At 69.8% G+C, this 19,869-nt stretch carries 22 protein-coding genes; 17 read left to right on the top strand and 5 right to left on the bottom strand.

The features are described from left to right. Positions 1 to 9: 9 nt before the first annotated feature. Positions 10 to 456, top strand: coding sequence for a hypothetical protein (locus tag F9B16_RS28810; protein ID WP_151543352.1), 447 nt, complete (start codon positions 10 to 12; stop codon positions 454 to 456). Here F9B16_RS28810 and F9B16_RS28805 read toward each other — a convergent pair. Beyond that, entirely contained in the window at positions 443 to 841 is a 399-nt protein-coding gene (locus F9B16_RS28805; RefSeq protein WP_151543351.1) for a hypothetical protein, read from the bottom strand. The genes F9B16_RS28810 and F9B16_RS28805 overlap by 14 nt on opposite strands. A gap of 1,048 nt (positions 842 to 1,889) precedes the next feature. Here F9B16_RS28805 and F9B16_RS28800 point away from each other — a divergent pair. From F9B16_RS28800 to F9B16_RS28770, 7 genes are all read left to right on the top strand, one after another. After that, positions 1,890 to 3,080, top strand: coding sequence for a S8 family serine peptidase (locus tag F9B16_RS28800; protein ID WP_151543350.1), 1,191 nt, complete (start codon positions 1,890 to 1,892; stop codon positions 3,078 to 3,080). Positions 3,081 to 3,111: 31 nt separating this feature from the next. Further along, positions 3,112 to 3,741 (top strand): YbaB/EbfC family nucleoid-associated protein, encoded by a 630-nt coding sequence (locus F9B16_RS28795; protein WP_192809047.1) that lies wholly within the window; start codon positions 3,112 to 3,114, stop codon positions 3,739 to 3,741. Between the two features lie 33 nt (positions 3,742 to 3,774). Next, positions 3,775 to 4,140 carry a hypothetical protein gene (locus tag F9B16_RS28790; RefSeq protein WP_151543348.1) on the top strand — a complete coding sequence of 122 codons (366 nt, stop codon included), beginning with the start codon at positions 3,775 to 3,777 and terminating at the stop codon, positions 4,138 to 4,140. 36 nt (positions 4,141 to 4,176) lie between these two features. After that, positions 4,177 to 4,890, top strand: coding sequence for a WXG100 family type VII secretion target (locus F9B16_RS28785; RefSeq protein ID WP_151543347.1), 714 nt, complete (start codon positions 4,177 to 4,179; stop codon positions 4,888 to 4,890). Between the two features lie 3 nt (positions 4,891 to 4,893). Further along, entirely contained in the window at positions 4,894 to 5,739 is an 846-nt protein-coding gene (locus F9B16_RS28780; RefSeq protein WP_151543346.1) for a hypothetical protein, read from the top strand. A 366-nt stretch (positions 5,740 to 6,105) separates the two neighbouring features. Beyond that, positions 6,106 to 7,284: a glycosyltransferase family 4 protein gene (locus F9B16_RS28775; protein WP_225992021.1), complete on the top strand. Its 1,179-nt coding sequence runs from the start codon at positions 6,106 to 6,108 to the stop codon at positions 7,282 to 7,284. Beyond that, a complete protein-coding gene (locus F9B16_RS28770; RefSeq protein WP_151543345.1) occupies positions 7,263 to 8,552 on the top strand; it encodes an MFS transporter in 1,290 nt (429 codons plus the stop codon). The genes F9B16_RS28775 and F9B16_RS28770 overlap by 22 nt, the downstream gene beginning before the upstream one ends. Here F9B16_RS28770 and F9B16_RS28765 read toward each other — a convergent pair. Both F9B16_RS28765 and F9B16_RS28760 read right to left on the bottom strand, forming a co-directional pair. Then, positions 8,545 to 10,017, bottom strand: coding sequence for an MFS transporter (locus F9B16_RS28765; RefSeq protein WP_151543344.1), 1,473 nt, complete (start codon positions 10,015 to 10,017; stop codon positions 8,545 to 8,547). The two genes, F9B16_RS28770 and F9B16_RS28765, sit on opposite strands and share 8 nt — an antisense overlap. A 14-nt stretch (positions 10,018 to 10,031) precedes the next feature. Further along, the gene (locus F9B16_RS28760) at positions 10,032 to 10,694 is read right to left on the bottom strand and encodes a hemerythrin domain-containing protein (RefSeq protein WP_192809046.1); all 663 of its coding nucleotides are present in this window, start codon (positions 10,692 to 10,694) and stop codon (positions 10,032 to 10,034) included. 179 nt (positions 10,695 to 10,873) lie between these two features. On the opposite strand from F9B16_RS28760, the gene sigJ reads away from it, so the two are divergent. The 3 genes from sigJ to F9B16_RS28745 all read left to right on the top strand — a co-directional run bounded on the left by sigJ (position 10,874) and on the right by F9B16_RS28745 (position 13,742). Next, positions 10,874 to 11,782, top strand: coding sequence for an RNA polymerase sigma factor SigJ (gene sigJ / locus F9B16_RS28755; protein ID WP_151543342.1), 909 nt, complete (start codon positions 10,874 to 10,876; stop codon positions 11,780 to 11,782). A gap of 188 nt (positions 11,783 to 11,970) precedes the next feature. Further along, complete coding sequence (locus F9B16_RS28750; RefSeq protein ID WP_192809045.1) at positions 11,971 to 12,846, top strand: DMT family transporter; 876 nt, start codon at positions 11,971 to 11,973, stop codon at positions 12,844 to 12,846. Beyond that, complete coding sequence (locus tag F9B16_RS28745) at positions 12,846 to 13,742, top strand: DMT family transporter (RefSeq protein ID WP_151543340.1); 897 nt, start codon at positions 12,846 to 12,848, stop codon at positions 13,740 to 13,742. The genes F9B16_RS28750 and F9B16_RS28745 overlap by 1 nt, the downstream gene beginning before the upstream one ends. On the opposite strand, the gene F9B16_RS28740 is transcribed toward F9B16_RS28745, so the two are convergent. After that, positions 13,696 to 14,760 (bottom strand): MGDG synthase family glycosyltransferase, encoded by a 1,065-nt coding sequence (locus F9B16_RS28740; protein ID WP_225992020.1) that lies wholly within the window; start codon positions 14,758 to 14,760, stop codon positions 13,696 to 13,698. The two genes, F9B16_RS28745 and F9B16_RS28740, sit on opposite strands and share 47 nt — an antisense overlap. Positions 14,761 to 14,824: 64 nt before the next feature. Between F9B16_RS28740 and F9B16_RS28735 the strand changes: the two genes are divergently transcribed. From F9B16_RS28735 to F9B16_RS28710, 6 genes are all read left to right on the top strand, one after another. Next, positions 14,825 to 15,586, top strand: coding sequence for a polysaccharide deacetylase family protein (locus F9B16_RS28735; protein ID WP_225992019.1), 762 nt, complete (start codon positions 14,825 to 14,827; stop codon positions 15,584 to 15,586). Between the two features lie 332 nt (positions 15,587 to 15,918). Beyond that, positions 15,919 to 16,638, top strand: a complete 720-nt coding sequence (locus F9B16_RS28730; protein ID WP_192809044.1) for an acetate uptake transporter family protein — start codon at positions 15,919 to 15,921, stop codon at positions 16,636 to 16,638. 144 nt (positions 16,639 to 16,782) lie between these two features. Continuing rightward, a complete protein-coding gene (locus tag F9B16_RS28725) occupies positions 16,783 to 16,974 on the top strand; it encodes a hypothetical protein (RefSeq protein ID WP_151543336.1) in 192 nt (63 codons plus the stop codon). A gap of 108 nt (positions 16,975 to 17,082) precedes the next feature. After that, a complete protein-coding gene (locus tag F9B16_RS28720; protein ID WP_151543335.1) occupies positions 17,083 to 17,790 on the top strand; it encodes an MBL fold metallo-hydrolase in 708 nt (235 codons plus the stop codon). Between the two features lie 27 nt (positions 17,791 to 17,817). Next, positions 17,818 to 18,351, top strand: coding sequence for a hypothetical protein (locus F9B16_RS28715; RefSeq protein ID WP_151543334.1), 534 nt, complete (start codon positions 17,818 to 17,820; stop codon positions 18,349 to 18,351). A 272-nt stretch (positions 18,352 to 18,623) separates the two neighbouring features. Continuing rightward, entirely contained in the window at positions 18,624 to 19,007 is a 384-nt protein-coding gene (locus F9B16_RS28710; RefSeq protein ID WP_151543333.1) for a hypothetical protein, read from the top strand. 61 nt (positions 19,008 to 19,068) lie between these two features. On the opposite strand, the gene F9B16_RS28705 is transcribed toward F9B16_RS28710, so the two are convergent. Next, a partial coding sequence (locus F9B16_RS28705; protein WP_192809043.1) for a hypothetical protein occupies positions 19,069 to 19,869 on the bottom strand: 801 nt, incomplete at its 5' end.

The raw sequence follows: 19,869 nt of genomic DNA, 5'->3' as shown, positions 1-19,869 counted from the left end.
GGACCGCCCATGCCTCCCAAAGACCCCTCCGACGACGACCTCACCCAGCTCCTCTACCCCCACGGCGCTCCCCTGGCCGGCCCCGCCAGCAGCTCCCCCACCACGCCACCGGCCACGAGCCCCCCGTCCCGAGGCGCAGGCAGGTACGAGGTCCGCCGCCGCGAACTCCTCAAGGTCGCCGACGAGATGCGCAACGACATCAAGGCCGTAGAACAGGCCGTCCAAGCGCTCAAAATCCAGGTACACCAGGTCGGCGACTGGGACGTGGCCCAGCAACTCGCCTCCAAAGTCAACACCGCCCACACCAACATGCTCGACGTCCTCGACCAATACGTGCAGGTCGCCAGCGCGATAGCGGGCCAGGTAGAGAACTCCGCGAAGACCTACGGCAAGGCCGAACAGGGAGCGAAGGCCGCTTCCCAGACCCCGACCCCCAAGAACGTCACCCCGTGGTGACGACCCCATCGAGATCGGCAGGAGACGACCGGCCTTGACACTGCATCCGTACGAGCACGGCATCCGCCCCGGCTCCCTCGGCCACGGTGACCCGGCCCAGTACGACTACCTGACCATCAAGTCCTTCTTCGCGAACGCCAAGCCGGCCGACCTCGAAGGACTCCAGCAGGCGTACACCAACCTGCAAAGCGCCCTGCAAGACCTGGAACAACGCCTCGGCCAACACACCAAGCGCCTGAACCAGATCTGGGACGGCGACGCCCAGCAGGCCAGCACGTCCGAGATCAAGCAGCTCACCGAGAACGCCGCCACGCTCGCCAAGGCGAGCGCCCAGTTCGGCACGGCCATGTCCAGCGGCGCCTCCGCCCTCCGAAACCCGCCGCAACTCCCCCCACCGTCCGGCCCCGCAGGCGCTCTGCCAGGCCTCATCGGCGAAGCCGCCGCCTCCCCCGCCGACACGAAAGCCGCCCAAGAGGCCCTGGCGAAAACCAACACCTCCCTCGCCTCAGCCTTCAACCAAATCCCCTCCACCCTCGCCCTCGACATTCCCAGAGGGAACGTCGGCGAGACTCCTTACGCCGGAGGAGGGCCGAGCCAGGGAACACAGGAGGGACTTCCGGGAGCGGGAGAGCGCGGCAGCGGCGACGGCGGCTCCAACCTTGCTGCACCGGCATCAGGCGCCGGTAACGCCGCCCATGCTCCGCAGTCGGGATTTGCCCCAGTGCACTCTTCCACGCCGCGAACGATAGGCACGTCTCCTAAATCGCCCGAGACGCTGCTGCCTGCGACAGCGACTGGCGGCAACCCCTCGAGCCTCGAGGATGCACACCCTCATCCTGGCCAGCATCCCGGGCCCGCGCCCGGCTCTCCCACCCCAACAGCGCCCGCCACTGGCGGATCGACGGGACAGACTCCTTTGGGGCTCGGAAACGTTACGCCACGACAGTCCCCATGGTCGCCGAGCACCGGGAACACTCCCCCGCCCATGCCGGGGCCTCGAGACGGGGCCGGCAGGTCGCCCCTTTCGCAGTTCAAGGGTCCGTCACCGGCACCCGAAGCTCTGGGCGGACCGAACCGCATCTCACCTCGCGGGGTCATCGGCGGCAACGTCATCGGCGGGGCTGGAGGGGGGCATTCGGAGCCTCTCGGTCCTAACAGCGCAGCGGGCGGCCCGAAACAAGGGGCTGATGGAGTGCTCCGCAACGGAGCCTTCCGCCTCAACGGCGAGGGTGCTGGTACGGCTATGGCCGAGACTCGCCAAGGAGCCTCTGCCGCCGGCCTCCCGATGACCGGAACCATGGGGGGCGGGGGCAGAAATAGCGAGAGATCGAGAGATGTCCACTTGGTCGAGGACAACGACCTCTGGAACGACGACTCCGACGTCTCACCGAGAGTACTCGGAAAGCCCGACCAGACTATAGAGGATCGATCAGATGTCCGCTGACATCCCGAGACCACGGGCTCTCCGGGCTCAGAGTGTCATAACCGCCGGCATGGCCTTGGCCTTCCTTCTATGGAGCTGCCCGCCCGCGCAGGCAGCACCCAGCCCACGGTCAGAAGAGTGGTGGTTCGACGCCTGGCAGATATCCCAAAAGGTCTGGCCACTTACCCAAGGCGAGGGTGTCACTGTCGCCCTGATCGACACCGGTGTGGCAGCCGACCTCCCCGAACTCCGTGGCGTGGTGCTTCCTGGTGTCGGGTACGACGGCTCCTCGAGTCGTGATGGACGTGAGGACTCGGACACGAAACTCGGTGGACACGGAACGGGCATGGCTGCTCTCATCGCAGCTCAAGGCGGTGGAAGCGGAATGGTAGGCGTTGCCCCAAAGAGCCGTATCCTTCCGATCAGCGCATCAGCCGACGACTATGAGCAGACGATCCGATACGCCGTTGACCATCACGCAAACGTGATCAACCTGTCAGAGGTGATGGCCAGCGCACAATGTCCGGACAGAGTGCAAGCAGCCGTAGACTACGCGGTCAGCCATGATGTCGTCGTCGTGGCAGGTGCGGGAAACAACCCGCGCTGGGAGTCGGCATACGCACCGGCCAACTGTTCTGGCGTCCTCACCGTTGGCGCGGTCGACGCCCACCTTACCCCGTGGGAAAAGTCGACCCCGGGCAGCAAGGTGATGCTCGCCGCCCCAGGCGTCTCCGTGGGATCGATAGGGCGAGCGGGGATGTTCACCCTCGGAGTGAACGGAACGAGTTCAGCGACCGCACTCACCTCAGGCGTGGTCGCCCTGATGAGGTCACGCTTCCCCCAGATGTCAGGCCGCGAGATCGTGCAGCGCATGCTGGCCACCGCAAGAGATGTCGGCCCCAAGGGCTGGGACGACAAGACCGGCTACGGCGCCCTGATCCCCTACCAGGCCCTGACCGCTGACGTCCCCAAAACCGCCCCCAACCCGGTGTACGCGAGGATCAGCCCCACGACGGTTGAAAAGGAAGCGGGGAGCCGACCAAAAGCCCCGGGAACGGAACCTGCCGAAGGTACTCAGCGAACAAACTCGCGAACCAGCCGGAGCGACACAGTACTCATCACCATAGCAGCCGGCTTCGCACTAACCATTCTACTGGGAGCAGGCAGCGTCTTTGTATGGCGACAGAAGTGGAAGCGCTAATTCACCACATGGCCAATTGAAAGGCGAACCATTGCTGGACAAAGCGACGCTCGAGAGAGGGCTCCGACACCTCGAAGATCTGGAGGCGACGACCCGAGCCATTATCGCCGCTTCCAAAGATAGGCCTCACCGGACGTTTTGCGAGCCAGAGGGCCCGGTGACGGTCACCATAGCGACCTCCGGCAGGATCGTGGACCTGGATTTCTCCGAACGCGCGCTGATGTACCCCCAAACCCTAGATCGGAAGATCACCCATGCAATTACGCAGGCCCGAAGGCTCGCACGAGAAGACTATCGAAATTTCCTGATGAAAGAATATCCAGAACATGCCTCTTGGCGTTCACGCCTCAAGCCGCTTACATTCTTGTCACAAGAAGAGCGCAGGCAGTTGGGTGAATCGAACGGAAAGCGGCTTCACGACATCGACTCCACGAAGGAACTTTTCGAACGAGAGAGCATTACAGAGAAGATCGATTACGGAGGCGGAACCGTATCTTTGAGCGTCAGTGGCGACGACTTGCGCGTGAAGTTGACACGCGAAGCCATACGAGATGTCAGCCCGAGCCGCCTCGGCAAGCGCATAGTCACGGCAATTGACAGAGCCGAGGAAAAAGCAAAGGAGGTAAGACGGCGTACGCTCCAGTCGTTGACCACCTGGTGACACTTCCGCCGACCACAAGAACGGACCTCGAAAGTGACCGGATACGAGGTAGAAAAGCGCAGGCTGCGCGCCCATGCCGATACGCTGGATGAGCTGGCACGAGTATGGAAGGAGAACTTTCGTTACAAACTCGAGGGACAGGAGGTGGCGATACCGAACGAGAACTTCACCGTAGCGGGAGAGGAGGTCGGCACCGCCTACAATGAATGCATTTTTCAAGTGAGGAGCGGACTAGAGCAGATCGAGGGCGCCTTCGCGAAAGGTGCGGAATCTCTCGAATATGCCGCCCGAACCTACGGTCTCGCGGAAGAAAAGGTTCGCGAAGGCATAAAGCACATCGGCGAGGCCAAGCGGGCTCCGGAAGAGATAAGAAAAATATTTCCGAACGTATTCAAGTAGAGACGCACCGCAGCTGGATATCAGAGGGGACCTGCGATGTTCACGCCCACGATCGACATCCTCCTTCGGCGGGTCGGAGAGATATCTCCTCCAGCCGCCGCCACGGGACGGCAACTCATTGCCTCCCTGTGGGGAGACCCCGGGCATATCAAAAAAGCAGCGGATGCCTGGGCGACTGCAAAGGTCGATGCGACCACACGCATCACAAATGTTCTCGACAATGACATGCAGAAGCTGAGTACGGACCATTGGTCGGGCGAGGCGAAGGAGGCTTATACGGCATGGATGGAAACTTTGCGCAAGCAAGCCCTCGATCCGCTTCAGGAGGCTTTCGGCAAGGTCGAGGAACAACTCAATACGACTGCAAAGATCATCGATGACACGCACTGGCAGATCGAACAGATGGCCGGTTCACTTCTGGCAGCCATCGTGGCAGGCCTGAGGGCGGCCGGCACCGAAGGTGCGGACATCGCCGCAGATCTCGGAATTCTTGCGGCCATCGGCAAGTTCATACACTCGTTGTATATCCTCTGGCATGACTGCACGACGAAGTTCGGCGAAGTCGCAAACTCACTCAGGACCGCGATTCCGGACATCGGAACCCCTGTGCGCGGGCAGCCCATGATCCCGCCCGTCAATGGTGTTCAGATTCCCATCTATGCCACCGGACGGGAGCCCGCTCCGGACCCGTCTGGAATAATAGGCGACTGGGGAAACTGGGGCACCGCCGACCCTGTACCCGGGTCTTAACCGATGAAAAGACTGGTCCCCGGCGGGCGATGGAACATCATCCTGCTGGCGCTCATCGCCAGCTTGCTGATCGGCCCATGGGCTTTTCGTTTCGCAGATGATCAAGGTGTGCTTTCCTTCGGTCTTCCCGGATCGCTTGCCCAGGATGACTTCGCAGTCTTTTCCGGCAGCTATTCAGCTGTACCTTCTGGAACCAATCCGGGGATCCAAAGTCGCAGTTCCGATTCGAGACCGTTGACCAAGCGGGAGATTTTCGGTGGCGCAGGCCGCAGACTTGAGCCGACGAAAAGCGGCGACTCGCTAACCCTTGAAGGTCTTCGCTCCGACAAGAACTGTTCCAGCGCTTTCTGGGGCGACGACGTTCGGCAACTTCTACACAGAAGCAAGTGCAGTCAAGTCGTTCGCGGCGAGTACGGCGATTCGAGCGGAACGCTTGTGGTCAATGTCGCTATCGTTAATCTGCAGGACCAAGAGTGGACGACCAAGTTGAACTCCGACCTGACTCGTTCATCACTAGGTTTCATCAGGCCATTGCGTAGAGAGCGGCACTATTCGCCTGCCAACGAGAGAAGCGCCGCCATTGGTGAAGCCATCGGGCACTATCTGTTTATCGTCTGGGCGTCGGAACCGCGGGGCAGCGCGGCCGATCTGCGTTCTTATCTCACCATCCCAGGAAATGCCCGACGTGTACTGGAAAGGCGCGGAGACGAGAGTACCACTGACTTTTCAGCGCTGCTTCCGCCCATGGCAGGCGTAGCATTGATAATCGTGTTCTGCATTGCCCGTACGACAGGACGCGGCTCGTCCAATCAAACCCCGAACCGCCCGCCAGAAGACTCTATTGACTAGGATAGCGGCCGTCGACTGGAGTCATTTGGGCTCTTGGTTGTGTAGTCGTCGCCAACGTTTCGACGGACATGGTCCTGCCAATGGTTAGGGGGAGGATTACGGCGTCCGGTTCGGCGCAGGGGCGGCGCTGGGAGCCGGTGCGGGCGGGCTGCCTCGAGAGCGTGGGAAGCGATTGTGGGCTCGGTGATGGTCGGTAGGTGGTCGCCATGTAGGGCGGCTTGTTGGTGGACCCCGGGGAGTTCGCACAGGCCAGGGCTGGGAGCGGGCGACGTTCGGCGCCCATGGGCTAGCGGTTTGCGGTGACGTGGCGGTGGGTTTGGGGGATGGGGTCGGTTGGGGGGGCGCTGGGCGGGCAGTTGGGATCGCATGGAGATACCTCGGACTCTGGTGCTCAGTGGGCACTTTCCCCCGGAGCCGGGCGGGGTCCAGACGTTCACGTGGGAGCTGGTGCGGCGGCTGCCCGCCGACCGGGTGGTGGTCGTCGCGCCGGCGCGGGCGGGGGCGGCGGGCTTCGATGCGGGGGTGGACTTCCCGGTCGTGCGAAGGCGGGGATACCTGCTGGTCCGGGGGGTGCGGCGGCTCGTCGCCAAGTACGGGGTCGACGCGGTTTGGATCACGGCCGTGGCGCCGTTCGGGCTGTACGCGCCGCTGGTAAGGGCCGCGGGGGTGGGGCGGATCGTCGGGTCGACGCATGGGCAGGAGCTGGGGTGGTTTCGGGCGCCGCCGACGCGGGCGGCGCTGCGGAACGCAGCCCGGTCGTTCGACGTGCTCACCTATCTCAGCAAGGGGACGCTTCCGGGGCTGAGGGAGGTGGTCGGCGACCGGGCTCGGCTGGTGCAGATGGCGGGCGCGGTCGACACGGGGCGGTTCCGGCCTGGGCTGGATGGCGAGCGGGTGCGGCGGCGGCACGGGCTGGGTGATGGGCCGGTGGTGCTGAGCGTGGGGCGGCTGGTGCGCAGGAAGGGGCACGATGTGCTGCTGCAGTCCTGGCGGGACGTGGTTCGCAGAAGGCCGGACGCGCGCTTGGTGATCGTCGGGGACGGGCCTATGCGGAACCGGCTCGTTGAGCTGGCGAGGGGGGCGGGCGGGACGGTCACGCTGGCAGGGACGGTGTCGCCGGCTGACCTGCCGTACTACTACGCGGCCGCGGACGTGTTCACGCTTCCGTGCCGGGACGACCGTCACGGGCTCCAGACCGAGGGGCTCGGGCTGTCGGTGCTGGAGGCGTCGGCGGCGGGAGTGCCGGTGGTGGTCGGAAGGTCGGGCGGCAGCCCGGAGGCCCTGGTGGACGGGCGGACGGGCGTGCTGGTCGACGCGTCCGGGCCGGACGAGCTGGCGCTCGCGCTGCACCGGCTGCTGGCGGAGCCCGGACGCGCGGCCGCGATGGGCGCGGCCGGGCGGGAGTGGGCGTGCGGGCGGTGGAGCTGGGACGCCGCCGCGGCGCGGCTCGCGGCGCTGCTGGACGACGGCCCGGTCCGCGATCGTCCCACCCCCCGGCCCCGGATCCCGTGGATGGAACCCGTATGGCAGTCAAGGAGCGGCTGACCCGGCCGGACTTCCGGCGGCTGATCATCGGGCAGACGGTGTCGGCGCTCGGCGACTGGATGGGCACGCTCGCGCTCATGTACTTCGTCCTGGAGCTGAGCGGGTCGACGACGGCGGTGGGCGGGGTGCTGGTGCTGCGGCTGCTGCCGTCCGCGCTGGGCGCGCCGGTCGCCGCGCGGGTCGTGACGCGGTGGCGGCGGCGCAGCGTGATGCTGACGTCCGACCTGGTCAGGGTGGGGATGGCGGTGGCGCTGCCGGTGGTGGCGGGGCTGTGGTGGGTGTACTTCTGGGCCTTCATGATCGAAGTGGTGGGGCTGATGTTCCTGCCGGCCCGGGACGCGGCGGTCCCGTTCCTGATCGGGGAGGGCCGGGAGGAGGGGAAGAACGACCACGACACCGGGACGCTGGAGCTGGCGAACGGCATCACGATGGCGACGTCGTACGGGATGATCCCGTTCGGCGCGGGGATGTTCGGGCTGATCCTGTGGATATCGGAGCAGGCCGGGTGGGGCGGCCACTGGCGGTACGTCCTGGTTTTCTGGCTGGACGCGCTGACGTATCTGGCGTCGTGGCTGGCGGTGCGCGGGATCCCGGACCTCGGGCCGGGGCCGGGCGAGAAGCTGGCGATGGAGCGGGACGAGCGGGAGGCGGGCGAGAAGCACGGCTTCGTCAACGCGCTGAAGCTGCGCGTGGTGCGGAGCGTCCTGCCGGGGATCGCGGTGGTGGCGCTGGGCCTGGGCGCGCTGTTCTCGCTGGGCGTCGTGTTCGTGAAGGGCGTGATCAACGCGGGGCAGATCGGGTTCGGCGCGCTGGTGGTGTGCTTCGGGGTGGGGGCGATCATCGGGCTGCTGCTCCTGCACCGCAAGACGGGGAGCCTGCTGACGCAGGTCCGGGTCGCGACGGCCGTGCAGGGCGTGGTGATCGCGTCGATGGGCGGGCTGGCGTCCAAGTCGTGGTCGTTCGCCGGGGCGGTGCTGTTCGGCGCGGCGGCGACGAGCGCGCTGGTCGGCGGGATCACGTACCTGCAGGAGAGCCTCGGCGGGGTGGACCGGAACCTGGCGCTCACCGCGTTCCACGCGGTGCTGCGGTTCGGGCTGGCGCTGGCGGCGCTGCTGGCGGGCGGCGCCGCCGACCTCCTGAAGGAGGCCGGCGGGCACCCGCTCGGCATGGTCCCGGCCCAGTTCGTGCTGATGCTGTCCGGCCTGGTGGTGCTGGCCGGGACCTTCCTGATCCGCTCCCCGAAGGCGCGGGAGCCCGCCGCTACTTGACCGGGACGGGCTCGGACGGCGCGTCCTGCAGCGGCTGCTCCGCCTCGCCGCGGGTGTTGGCGGCCCGCAGCGCGACGACCGCGGCGGCGGCGAGGAAGATGCTGCAGGCGAGCAGCGCGCGGGAGAACCCGCCGGTCAGCGCGTCCGGCATCGGCCTGCGGTCGGCGACGAGGTCCTCGGTGCGGGCGGTGGCCAGCGCGGAGAAGATCGCGAGGCCGAGCGCGCCGCCGAGCTGCTGCGAGGCGTTGAGCAGCGCGGCGGCGATGCCCGCCTTGTCCGGAGCGACGTTGGCGTTGGCGGCGGTGGTGATCGACACGAACGCCAGGCCGAGTCCGAGCGAGGCGATCATGAGGCCGGGCAGCAGGTCGGTGAGGTACGCGCCGTCCACCGGGATGCGGGACAGCCAGTAGACGCCGCCGCCCGCGATCAGCAGCCCGGCGACCATCACCGGGCGGGTGCCGACCCGGGCGAGCAGCTGGGACGAGATCCCGGCGGCGATGCCGACGCCGAAGCAGAGCGGCAGGTAGGCGGAGCCGGTCTTCATCGGCGAGTAGCCGAGGACGTTCTCCATGTAGAGGCTGAGGAAGAAGAACATCGAGCCGATCCCGGCGACGGCCACCAGCATCGCGACGTCGGCGGCGCCGAGCCCGCGGATCCGGAAGATCGACAGGGGCAGCAGCGGGTTGCGGCCGCGCTGCTCGTTCAGCAGGAACGCCAGCAGGATCACCGCGGCGCCGGCGAGGCCGCCGACGGTGCGGGCCGCGCCCCAGCCGACGTCCGGCGCCTTGACGATCGTGTACACGAGCAGCAGCATCCCGGTGGTGACGAGGACGGCGCCGAGCACGTCGAAGTTCGCGAGGCGGGCGCTCCGCCGGTCGCCCTCGACCAGCAGGAACAGCCCCGCGATCACGATGACGCAGACCGGGACGTTCACCAGCATCACCCAGCGCCAGCCGGGGCCGTCGGTGAGCAGCCCGCCGAGCAGCACGCCCGCGGCGGACGCGCCGCCGGCGACGCCGCCCCACACGCCGAGCGCCTTGCCGCGGTCGCCGCCCTCCTTGAACATCGTGGTGAGGATGGACAGGGTGCCGGGCAGCATCAGCGCCGCGCCGATGCCCTGCGCGAACCGGGCGCCGACCAGCATTCCCGAGCTCTGCGCGAGGCCGCCGGTCACCGAGGACAGCGAGAACAGGACGGTCCCGGCGACGACGATGCGGCGGCGGCCGAGCAGGTCGGCGAGGCGTCCGCCGAGCAGCATGAACCCGCCGTAGGTGAGCAGGTATCCGGACGGCACCCACTGCAGGTCCTGGACGGAGAAGTCCAGGTCCTTGCGCATCGCGGGCAGCGCCACGTTGACGATCGAGGCGTCGATGAAGTCCAGGAAGGCGATCGCGCACAGCAGCGTGAGCGTGATCTTGCCGCGCCCGGTCGCGAGGAAGGACGGACGGGCGTCCGTTGTCGCCATGGTGATCTCCGGTTTCAGGCGCTCGCCGGCATCTGCCAGCGGGGCGCGCGTTCGTAGCGGGGGCGCCAGAGGGCGCGGTACAGCAGGCGGACGGGCGGCGGGACGACGCCGAGGACCTTGCGGCGCGTCTCGTCCTCGGCGCCGTCGAGCAGCCAGGGGAAGAAGGTCGCGGCGCCGCTCATGCCGAGCTTGTCGCGCTGCTCGGCGCCGAACGCGTCCCATTCCTTCTTCGTCAGCAGTTTCTGGACGAGCGGCAGCGCCAGCTCCTCCTCGTGGTCGCAGTGCGCGGTGAGGCCCTGCGCGAGTTCCGCCGCGCGCGCGGCGAGCACCTCGGCGGGCGCGGACGCGTTGATGGCCGCTTCGACGCCGTCCAGCAGGCCGTCGAGGGCGTTGTGCTCGTCCTCCATCTGCTCTAGGACAGCGGTGTCGGCGACCCTGTCTCGCAGGACGGGCCACAGGTGCGTGTCCTCGGCGGTGTGGTGGACGTGCACGAACGTGCTGAAGCGGTCCCAGCCGGCGCGGAGCGCGGGTCCGGGGACGTCCCCGGCCTCGGCCATGGCGATGAGCCGGTCGAGGTCGCGCTGGAAGGCGTCGTGGACGGCGTACATGAACGAGACGTCGATCCGCTCGGGCGGGACGGATCGCGTCCCCGTGCCCGGTTCGGTGGTGCGGCTCATGAGGTGGCCCCCTTGTGTCGTGCCGGGATTCGGCCCGGTCTCGGGAGCAAAGAGGGACGCCGGGGCGGCGAGTGTGACACCGGGCAGCCGGGATGAGGTCCACATCACAGTTCGCGGGCGGATGTCACACTTCGGGGGGCGCGGCCCCTCTAGGGGGTGAGCGCACAGGAGGTCGACCCATGCCCGAAGGCACCGCTGAGGACACCGCGACGCGGGTGTTCGCCGATCACCGGGAGCTGCTGTTCTCGGTCGTCTACAACATGCTCGGGAGCGTCGCCGACACCGAGGACGTCCTGCAGGACGCGTGGCTGGCATGGGCGGCCCGGCACGGCGCGGGCGGCGCGGAGGAGATCGAGAACCCGCGGGCGTACCTGGTGCGGATCGCGGTGAACACGGCCCTGGCGCGGCAGGCGGTGATCAGCCGCCGCCGCGAGACGTACGTGGGGCCGTGGCTGCCGGAGCCGCTGGTCAGCGACGCGGGCGCGGAGGAGTCGGCGGAGCGGACCGAGGCGGTGTCGATGGCGCTGCTGGTCGTGCTGGAGACGCTGACGCCGCTGGAGCGGGCCGTGTTCGTGCTGCACGAGGTGTTCGGGTACGCGCACACGGAGATCGCGGCGATCCTGGACCGCAGCCCGTCGGCCGTCCGGCAGCTGGCGCACCGGGCCCGCGAGCACGTGCACGCGCGCCGTCCCCGCTACCAGGCGGACCCGAAGGTGCAGCGGCAGGTGACGGAGCGGTTCCTGCGGGCGGCGCTGGGCGGCGACATCCAGGAACTGATGGAGATGCTGGCGCCGGACGTGACGCTGTGGACCGACGGCGGCGGCAAGGCGCGCCCGGCGGCGCTGCGCCCGATCCACGGCGCCGACCGGGTCGCCCGCACGATCACCGGCGGCACCGGGCGGGAGCGGTGGCCGCTGGACGTCCGGTACCGCACCGTCAACGGCGACCCGTCCGCGGTGCTGTTCGACAACGGCGACGCGCCGTTCGGCGTGATGGTCCTCGACCTCGATCCGGAGGGCGACCGGATCCGCGGCATCTACGCGGTCACCAACCCGGACAAGCTCACTCACATCGACGACCACCGCTGAGAGACGCGGTCCGCCGCCGGGGGCCGCGGCGGCGGACCGTCCGCCCCGACCGGGGGGCCGCGGCCCGGACCGTCCGCCCTGGTCGGGGGTCGATTCGGGGGGGCGTGCCTGGGTAGGGGGTCATCGCGATCTTTCGCGGCCCGGAGGCGCCGGGCGCGGATCGCCCGACCACTATGAGCCTTCTCGGGATGATCTTCGCCGTGGTGGCGGCCGCGTTCACCGGACTCGGCTTCGTCGCCCAGCAGCATGCCGCCTACCGGGAGCCGCTGGAGGAGATGCTGCACCCCCGGCTGCTGCTGCACCTGCTGCGCAGCCGGCTCTGGCTGGCCGGCATCGGCACGATGATCATCGGTCAGGTGCTGTTCGCGATCGCGCTGAACATGGCCGACATCGCCGAGGTCGAGCCGCTGCTGGCGAGCAACCTGATCTTCGCGCTGGTGGCCGCGCACCTGATCTACCGGGAGCGGCTCGGCCGCGCGGAGTGGCAGGGCGCGGTGCTGTTCACCGCGGGCGTCGCGCTGTTCCTGACGATCGGGGAGCCGCACGGCGGCGGCGAGCCGAGCACCTGGTCGCCGCGCTGGATCGCCGGCGCGGTGGTGATCGGCCTGGTCGGGCTGCTGACGATCGCCGGCCAGCACCGCGACCTGCGGGTCCGCGCGATCACCCTGGCCTGCGCGGCGGGCCTGCTGTACGGGCTGCAGGACGCGCTGACCCGCAGCGTCCTGCTGCTGTTCGACCAGGGCGTCTGGCAGGCCGCCAAGGACTGGCAGCCCTACGCGCTGGTGCTCATCGGGGCGACCGCGCTGCTGTTCTCGCAGAGCGCGTTCGACGCGGCGCCGCTGCGGATCTCGCTGCCCGCGACGACGGCGGCCGAGCCGCTCACCGGCATCGCGCTGAGCATCGTCGTCTTCGGGGAGCGGCTCCGGGTGTCGGTGGGCAGCCTGGCGCTGGAGGCGATCGGGCTCGCCGCCATGGTCGCCGGGATCGTCGTCCTCGGCCGCTCCCCCTACCTGGGCAAACCCGGTGACCGCGCGGGCGCGCGCGAGAACGGGGTGGAGGCCTGATGCTCTCGGTCCTGTTCGCGGTCCTCGCCGCCGCCGCCAACGCGCTCGCGTCGGTGCTGCAGCGGCAGGTCGCCAAGGGCGCGCCCGACGAGCACACGTTCCGGCCGTCGCTGATCGTCGACCTGCTGCGCAAGCCCGCCTGGCTCGGCGGGATCGGCGCGCTCATCGCCGCGTTCCTGCTCCAGGCCGCCGCGCTGGACAAGGCGGGGCTGGCGCTCGTCCAGCCGCTGCTGGCGGCCGAGCTGCCGTTCACCATGCTGCTGCTCGGCTGGCTGGTGCCCGGGGCCTTCGGCAAGGTGCCGTGGGCGGCGATCGGCGCACTCACCGCCGGGCTCGCGGCGCTGCTCACCGCCGCGTCGCCGTCGGAGGGGCCGGGACGTCCCGGGCCGGTCGGCTGGGCGATCGCCACCGGCGTGACGGTGGGCCTCGCCGCCGGCCTGATCGCGGCGGCCTGGATCTTCAGCGGCCCGCTGCGCGCCGTCCTGCTGGGCGTGACGACGTCGCTGGGGTTCGCGCTGACCGCCGCCTACATGAAGACGGCCACGCAGATCATCACCGACTCCGGGCTCGGCGCCGCGTTCGCGTCCTGGGAGCTGTACGCGATGGTCGCGACGGGCGTCGCCAGCCTGATCCTGCTGCAGATGGCGCTGGCCAGCGGCACCCTGGTCGTGGTGCAGCCCGCGCTGACGGTGACCGACCCGGTCGCGAGCATCTGCCTCGGCCTCGGCCTGTTCGACGAGCACATCCGCACCGGCGGCTGGGTCGTGCTGGAGCTCGCCGGCATCGCGCTGATCCTCGTCGGCAGCATCGGGATCGCCCGCTCCCCCGTGCTGCACGAGCAGCACACCGTCAGCCGAGCGCCGCACACACGGCACGCTCGGCGGGTTCGGCGCTGAACAGCGCGTCGACCCGGGCGGCGCGGGTGCGGCGCAGCGCGCCGTCCTCCAGCTGGTCCAGCGCCTCCAGCAGCTCGGCTGGCGAGTGCGCGTAGACGCTGAGGCCGCCGCGGGCCATGGCCCGCGCCCCGTCGCGGCCGTGCCCGGGGATCGGCCGGTAGGAGATCACCGGCAGCCCGCGGGCGAACGCCTCCCGGCACGTCATCCCGGCGGCGTTGTCGACCAGCGCGTACGCGCCCGCCATCAGCTGCGCGACGTCGTCGCGCCAGCCGAGGGCGGGGGCGAGCCCGGTGCCGAGGATGCGGCGGCGCAGGCGCCCGTTCCGCCCGCACAGCACGACCGGCCGGTACCGTCCGGACGCCGACAGCACGCCCGCCGCCTCCACCACCCGCCCGACGCCCCACGCCCCCGCCGAGATCAGCACGATCCGCTCGTCGGCCCCGGCCCCGGACGCCTTGCGGAGCCGCGCCCGGCCGTCCCGGGCGTCCGGGCGGCGGAACTCCGGCGGCACGAGCGGCGCGCACATGCTCGCGGGACGTCCCGTCGCGGCCGTCACCGCCCGCGCCGCCGCCTGGTCCGTGCACAGGTAGCGGTCGTTGCCGGGATGCAGCCACATCCGGTGGACGGCGAAGTCGGTGAGCAGCACCAGGGACGGCGCGTCCAGTCCCCCGGCCCGGCGCAGCCGCCCGGCGGCCTGCGCGGCGACGTGGAAGGTCGACACGACCGCGTCCGGCGGCAGCTCGCGGACGCGGTGGTGGAGCCGCGCGGCGATCAGCGCGGTCAGCGGCGACGGGGGCGGCGGGCGCAGCGGCCCGGGCCGCCGGGACACGAAGAACGTCCGGTAGACCGCGGCGTAGAGCCACGGCGCGGACCGGATCGCACCCGCATAGGCGCGGCGCAGGGCGCGGCCCAGCCGCAGCGGGACGAGGTCCAGGACGTCGATCACGGACACCTCGACGCCGTGCGGCGCGACCCGCCGTTCCAGCTCGCCGGCGACCGCGTCATGCCCCGCCCCCATGCCCGCTGTGAGAATTAAGAGTCGCTTGCCCATTAGATGGGACCCCCCTGTGCAAGATGGTCATGTGCACACACATTTCCGGACGCCGCAATTCCGGGCGCGCCGCGTCCCCGCCGCGGTGGCCGGTCCCGTCGCCGGGCTCGGCGCGGTGCTGACGGCGCACGCCCTGCCCGCGGCGACCTGGCTCGCGCCGGTCCGCCGCTGGACGCCGCGGATCGCCGGCCGCGGCTTCCCGGACCACGTCGCGCTGACGCTGGACGACGGCCCGGACGCCGCGTCCACACCGCTGTTCCTCGACGAGCTGGCCCGGCTCGGCTGCCGCGCGACGTTCTTCGTGCTCGGCTCGATGCTGCGCCGCCACCCGGACGTCGGACGGCGCATCGCGGCCGAGGGCCACGAGCTCGGCGTGCACGGCTGGAACCACGACAACGCCCTGCTCACCCGGCCCGGGCGGGTCGCGGCGGAGATCGCCCGGACGGTCCGGACCATCGAGGCGGTGTGCGGCGTGCGGCCCCGCTGGTACCGGCCCCCGTACGGGGCGCTGAGTGCGGAGGCGCTGCTGGCGGCGCGCCACAACGGGCTGCGGCCGATCCTGTGGTCGGCGTGGGGGCGGGACTGGACGGCGTCCGCGACGCCCGAGTCGGTGCTGGCGGCGCTGTCGCCCGGCCTCGTCGGAGGGGCGACGCTGCTGCTGCACGACAGCGACGTCACGTCCGCGCCGGGGGCGTGGAAGTCGTCGCTGGGGGCGCTGCCGAACGTGGTGGGGGTGTGCCGCGCCGCCGGGCTCACCGTCGGCCCGCTGCGCGATCACGGGATCCCGGCCTGACCGCCGTATCCTTTGGCACCCCTGTCACACGATCTCTTCTGCCCCTGGGCGCCGCAGGTATGTGGACGGCATTACCCGGCGTCACGTTTGCCCGTTTTGTGCGTTTCACCTCCTGATTCACGGTTACAAGACGGTGAGGGAGATTCTCCTATGGGGGAGGAGATGTCATGAGGGATCGAAGAAGGTCCACGGGAAGGGACTCGCCGGCTCCCGGCGAGGGCACGCCGATGACGGGCCCGGGGCACGACGTCCCCGCGCATGACATGCCCGCGCACGACATGCCGGCCGGCCGGGGCGCACCCGCCGCGTCCGCGGCACCCCGGGAGGGTGCGATGGAGCGCGAGCAGTTCGCTCTCTGGGAGGACCGTACGCGGATCTCCCTGACGCCGATCGCGGCGCCGTCGATCCTCGGCCTGTTCGGGTTCGCCGCCGCGACCATGATGGTCGGCGCCTGGCAGGCGAACTGGTACGGCACGGCGCTCACGCCGCTGGTGCTGTGGCCGTTCGCGCTGACCTTCGGGGGCATCGCGCAGTTCCTCGCCGGCATGTGGTCCTACCGGGCCCGGGACGGCCTCGCCACCGCCATGCACGGCATGTGGGGCGCGTTCTGGATCGGCTGGGGCCTGCTGTTCCTGCTCGTCGCCGTGGGGGCCTACCCGCTGGCACTGGCGCCCCGGATCGGGGCGGTCAACCAGGGATTCGCCTTCTGGTTCATCGCGCTGTGCGTGATCACCGGAGTCGGCGCGCTGGCCGCGATGGGCAAGAACCTGGCGATGTCGGCGGTTCTGTGGCCGCTCGCCGCGGGAGCGGGGTTCACCGCCGCGGGATTCTGGGCGGGCTCGACCTGGCCCATCCGCGTCGGAGGCTGGCTGTTCGTCGTCTCGGCGGCGATAGCCGTGTACACGGCGGCCGCGCTGATGCTCGAGAACAGCTACGGACGGACGATCCTGCCGCTCTTCGCGTTCCGCGGAGGCCAGAACGTTCCGGGACGCCGTGCCGGACGTCAGCTGGAGTACCGCTACGGCGAGCCGGGCGTCAAGATCGGTCAGTGATCCCCGGCACTCCGTGCCGCGCCCCGTCCCCGAGCAAGGGGCCGGGGCACGGACATGGAATGAGACTTTACCCAGCTCACGGAAGTTTTACGTTTCCGCTCGCCTATCCTGGGCGTCATTCCACCGGCGCTTGGAGGGAGCGGGATGCGATCGGCGTTTCGGAGGACGTGGCGACGGGCCGTACAGGCCTACCACCTGGCCTGCGCGCGGGACGACGCGGCCAAGCGGAAGCTCGCCGTCCCCAGCGGGGTGTGGGTCTGCGACCACTGCGAAGAGGCCCTGCTGGAGCTGCACGCCCTCCGCGAGCACGTCCGCACGCAGCACGCTTATATCTGAGACCGCTCCCCGCCTGGCAGGCCTCTTGCGCGGCAACAAAAGCTATTGACAGTAGCCAACCCGGCAAATAGCTTAGCCGTCATTACTCCGCGTCCCCGGGAGAGAGCCATGCGCCTCGCGCCCAACCTGCACCGCCTCGGCAACGACCTGGTCGCCTGCTACCTCGTCGACACCCCCGACGGCATCACGCTCATCGACGCGGGCCTCCCCGGCCACTGGCGCGACCTGCAGCGCGAACTCCAGGCCCTCGGCAAGTCCGCCGACGACATCCGCGGGCTCGTCCTCACCCACGGCGACTCCGACCACATCGGCTTCGCCGAGCGCCTGCGCCGCGAGCACGGCGTCCCGGTGTACGTACACTCCGCCGACGCCGCGCGCGCCCGCACCGGCGAGAAGCCGAAGACCCCGTTCGGCCCCATGCGCATCGGCCCGACGCTCGGGTTCCTCGGCTACTCGATCAGCAAGAACGGCCTGCGCACCCGGCACGTCGCCGAGGTGACCGAGATCGGCGACGGCGACGTCCTGGACCTGCCCGGCAGCCCGGTGATCGTCGGCATGCCCGGGCACTCCCCCGGCAGCGTGGGGGTACACGTCCCGGCCGCCGGCGCGCTCTTCGTCGGCGACGCCCTGACCACCCGGCACGTCCTCACGGGCCGCACCGGCCCGCAGCCCGCGCCGTTCACCGACGACCCCGACGAGGCGCTCGCGTCCCTCGACCGGATCGCCGGCCTGGAGGCGTCCTGGGTGCTGCCAGGCCACGGAACCCCCTGGGAGACCTCCCCCGCCGACGTCGCCACCGCAGTAAAAAACGCCTAACCGCTTCCAGCGCGGCAGCCTTCAGTCATGAAGCGTTTTGTGCCCTTCATTGCCGCTCTCGCGCTGGTCTGCGCTGCCGCGTCCGGGTGCTCACATCCCCGTGAGAAGGAGCATCTGAAGGTCGCCGACGAGAAGAAGTTGTCGGATGGGCTCGACGCCTTCTTCTCCGAGGTCGTTGACGTCCTGGACGCCGGAAAGCCCGCCACGGCGCCCACCGGAGGGCCCGCCCCCTGCGACCAGTTCGATGTCATGGACTTCAAGGACGGGGAATCCAGCCCGTACAACATCGCGTCCTTCTCCACCATCGACGGCATCCCGCCGGACAAGGCGGTACCGGCGATCATGCGGTTGAAGGCCTTTGCGGAGCGCTCCGGTTGGAAGGTCTCCTCCTTCCGGCCCGCGACCGGCGGCAGGAAGATCACGGAACTTGCCGGTCACGCTGCGAATTACCGTTACGGGTACGGCTACGGCTTCAGAGTCGAGGCCCTGCATGACGCGAACCGGATCGTCATGAGCGTGGGGTCCGACTGCGTCCGGGACCCGAGAGACCACCGCCGCTGACGCACTGAGCGGTGCCCGGCGAACCCCCGGTGCGAAGGCGGTTTGCTCGGGGGCTTACTGGGGTGGGGTGGTGGAGTCGTTCACGGCGATTCCAAGCCCGTGCCGCTCGATGGTGCGTCCGGCGCCACACTTCAAGATCATTCTTTTACGGGTTCCCCCGAGCCGGCGGAAATCGGTCACATCGCGCCGGCGGTGTGGGCGATGACGGCGAGCCGCCGCGGGCCGGAGCCGGGCCGCGGTGCGAGCACACGGCTGCGAGCTGAAGGGTCAGCGTGTCCGAGAGCACTTCCGCCGAACTGCCGGCCGAGTTGGAGGAGATGATCGAGAGGCACATGGAACGGTTGCGGGAGGCGAACCGGTGGTCGTCGGCGGCGGCCGCGCGGGCGGTGAGCACCGGCGAGTTCGCCGCCGCCGGAGCGGGGCGGGGAGCGCCGGCGCCCGGGCCGCCGAGCGAGCGGCCCGACCCTCGCGTCGTCCGCGAGGTGGCCGGGCAGTCCGACAGGCTGCACGCCGAGCTGCGCAGAGAGGCCGCCGAGGTGCTCGAACGCATGGACGCGCTCCTGCGCACGGACCTACCCGCGGGGCACCGGGCCGCGGTCATCGACGCGCGCCACTGGTGGACGGGCTATGTCGACAAGCTTGCGAAGCTGGACTAGAGCCGTTGGCTTGGGGCGTGTTGCCCTTATGCGGGGCCGTGTAAGGGCAACACGCCACGGGTCAGCGGCCGTACGGGGTCGGGGAGGTGCGGCGGGGTTCCTTGTAGGTGGACGGGGGCGACCAGTTGATCTTCGCGTCCTTGAACTCGATGGCCGACGCGCCGGACGGCTTGAGGTTCCGCAGCTGCAGCACCGCGCCGCCCGCGAGCAGCGTGGACATGATGTTCTTGGCCGCGTTCAGGAACTGCGTCAGGCCGTACACCAGGTTGCCGACCGCCGCGATGACGGCGAGCGCCAGCGTGGTCGCCGCGATCCGCGCGCCGATGCTGGTCGGCGGGTACGGCACCCGCTGCAGCGCCCACAGCGTCAGGAAGGCGGGCAGGATGGCGACGGCCATGTCGCCGAGCGCCGTCCAGTACGAGGTGTAGGCCTTGGCGACGCTCTCCACCGCGCCGCCGCACGCCTCGGCGTACTTGCGGCAGGTCTCCAGCTGGCGGATGAACTCGTCCACGGCCTGCGCGAACGCCTCCTGGTCGTCGGCGATCCAGTCCTTGCCGGAGTCGGTCTGGAGCCCGCGCATCGTCTGGTTGGCCGGCTTGTCGAGGTCGCCGGAGATGCGCGCGCGCCAGTTCGACGCCGCCTGGTACATGCCCGGGACGTTCGCGACGCCGACCGCCGCCGCGACGATCGCGATGATGATGAGGGGCTCCTTGCGGGCCACCTGCCGCCAGCTCTTGAGCGCGTCCTCGACCAGCGCGGTCGCGCCGCCCGGCGGGGGCTTCGCCGCCGCCGTCGCCGCGGGCGGGACCGTCGGACGCGGCGGGACGGTGGGCCGGGGCGGGACCGGCCTCGGCGGCGCGGC

Source organism: Actinomadura montaniterrae (assembly GCF_008923365.1).
In the GTDB taxonomy this organism is placed as follows: Bacteria; Actinomycetota; Actinomycetes; order Streptosporangiales; family Streptosporangiaceae; genus Spirillospora; species Spirillospora montaniterrae.
This window is presented reverse-complemented; position numbering and strand designations above follow the sequence as displayed.

Excerpts from the sequence above, each read along its gene's own strand:
- F9B16_RS28810 (WP_151543352.1), top strand. The coding sequence starts at position 10 with ATGCCTCCCAAAGACCCCTCCGACGACGACCTCACCCAGCTCCTCTAC.
- F9B16_RS28800 (WP_151543350.1), top strand. The coding sequence starts at position 1,890 with ATGTCCGCTGACATCCCGAGACCACGGGCTCTCCGGGCTCAGAGTGTC.
- F9B16_RS28785 (WP_151543347.1), top strand. The coding sequence starts at position 4,177 with ATGTTCACGCCCACGATCGACATCCTCCTTCGGCGGGTCGGAGAGATA.
- F9B16_RS28780 (WP_151543346.1), top strand. The coding sequence starts at position 4,894 with ATGAAAAGACTGGTCCCCGGCGGGCGATGGAACATCATCCTGCTGGCG.
- F9B16_RS28775 (WP_225992021.1), top strand. The coding sequence starts at position 6,106 with ATGGAGATACCTCGGACTCTGGTGCTCAGTGGGCACTTTCCCCCGGAG.
- F9B16_RS28770 (WP_151543345.1), top strand. The coding sequence starts at position 7,263 with ATGGCAGTCAAGGAGCGGCTGACCCGGCCGGACTTCCGGCGGCTGATC.
- F9B16_RS28765 (WP_151543344.1), bottom strand. The coding sequence starts at position 10,017 with ATGGCGACAACGGACGCCCGTCCGTCCTTCCTCGCGACCGGGCGCGGC.
- F9B16_RS28760 (WP_192809046.1), bottom strand. The coding sequence starts at position 10,694 with ATGAGCCGCACCACCGAACCGGGCACGGGGACGCGATCCGTCCCGCCC.
- sigJ (WP_151543342.1), top strand. The coding sequence starts at position 10,874 with ATGCCCGAAGGCACCGCTGAGGACACCGCGACGCGGGTGTTCGCCGAT.
- F9B16_RS28750 (WP_192809045.1), top strand. The coding sequence starts at position 11,971 with ATGATCTTCGCCGTGGTGGCGGCCGCGTTCACCGGACTCGGCTTCGTC.
- F9B16_RS28745 (WP_151543340.1), top strand. The coding sequence starts at position 12,846 with ATGCTCTCGGTCCTGTTCGCGGTCCTCGCCGCCGCCGCCAACGCGCTC.
- F9B16_RS28740 (WP_225992020.1), bottom strand. The coding sequence starts at position 14,760 with ATGGGGGCGGGGCATGACGCGGTCGCCGGCGAGCTGGAACGGCGGGTC.
- F9B16_RS28730 (WP_192809044.1), top strand. The coding sequence starts at position 15,919 with ATGGAGCGCGAGCAGTTCGCTCTCTGGGAGGACCGTACGCGGATCTCC.
- F9B16_RS28725 (WP_151543336.1), top strand. The coding sequence starts at position 16,783 with ATGCGATCGGCGTTTCGGAGGACGTGGCGACGGGCCGTACAGGCCTAC.
- F9B16_RS28720 (WP_151543335.1), top strand. The coding sequence starts at position 17,083 with ATGCGCCTCGCGCCCAACCTGCACCGCCTCGGCAACGACCTGGTCGCC.
- F9B16_RS28715 (WP_151543334.1), top strand. The coding sequence starts at position 17,818 with ATGAAGCGTTTTGTGCCCTTCATTGCCGCTCTCGCGCTGGTCTGCGCT.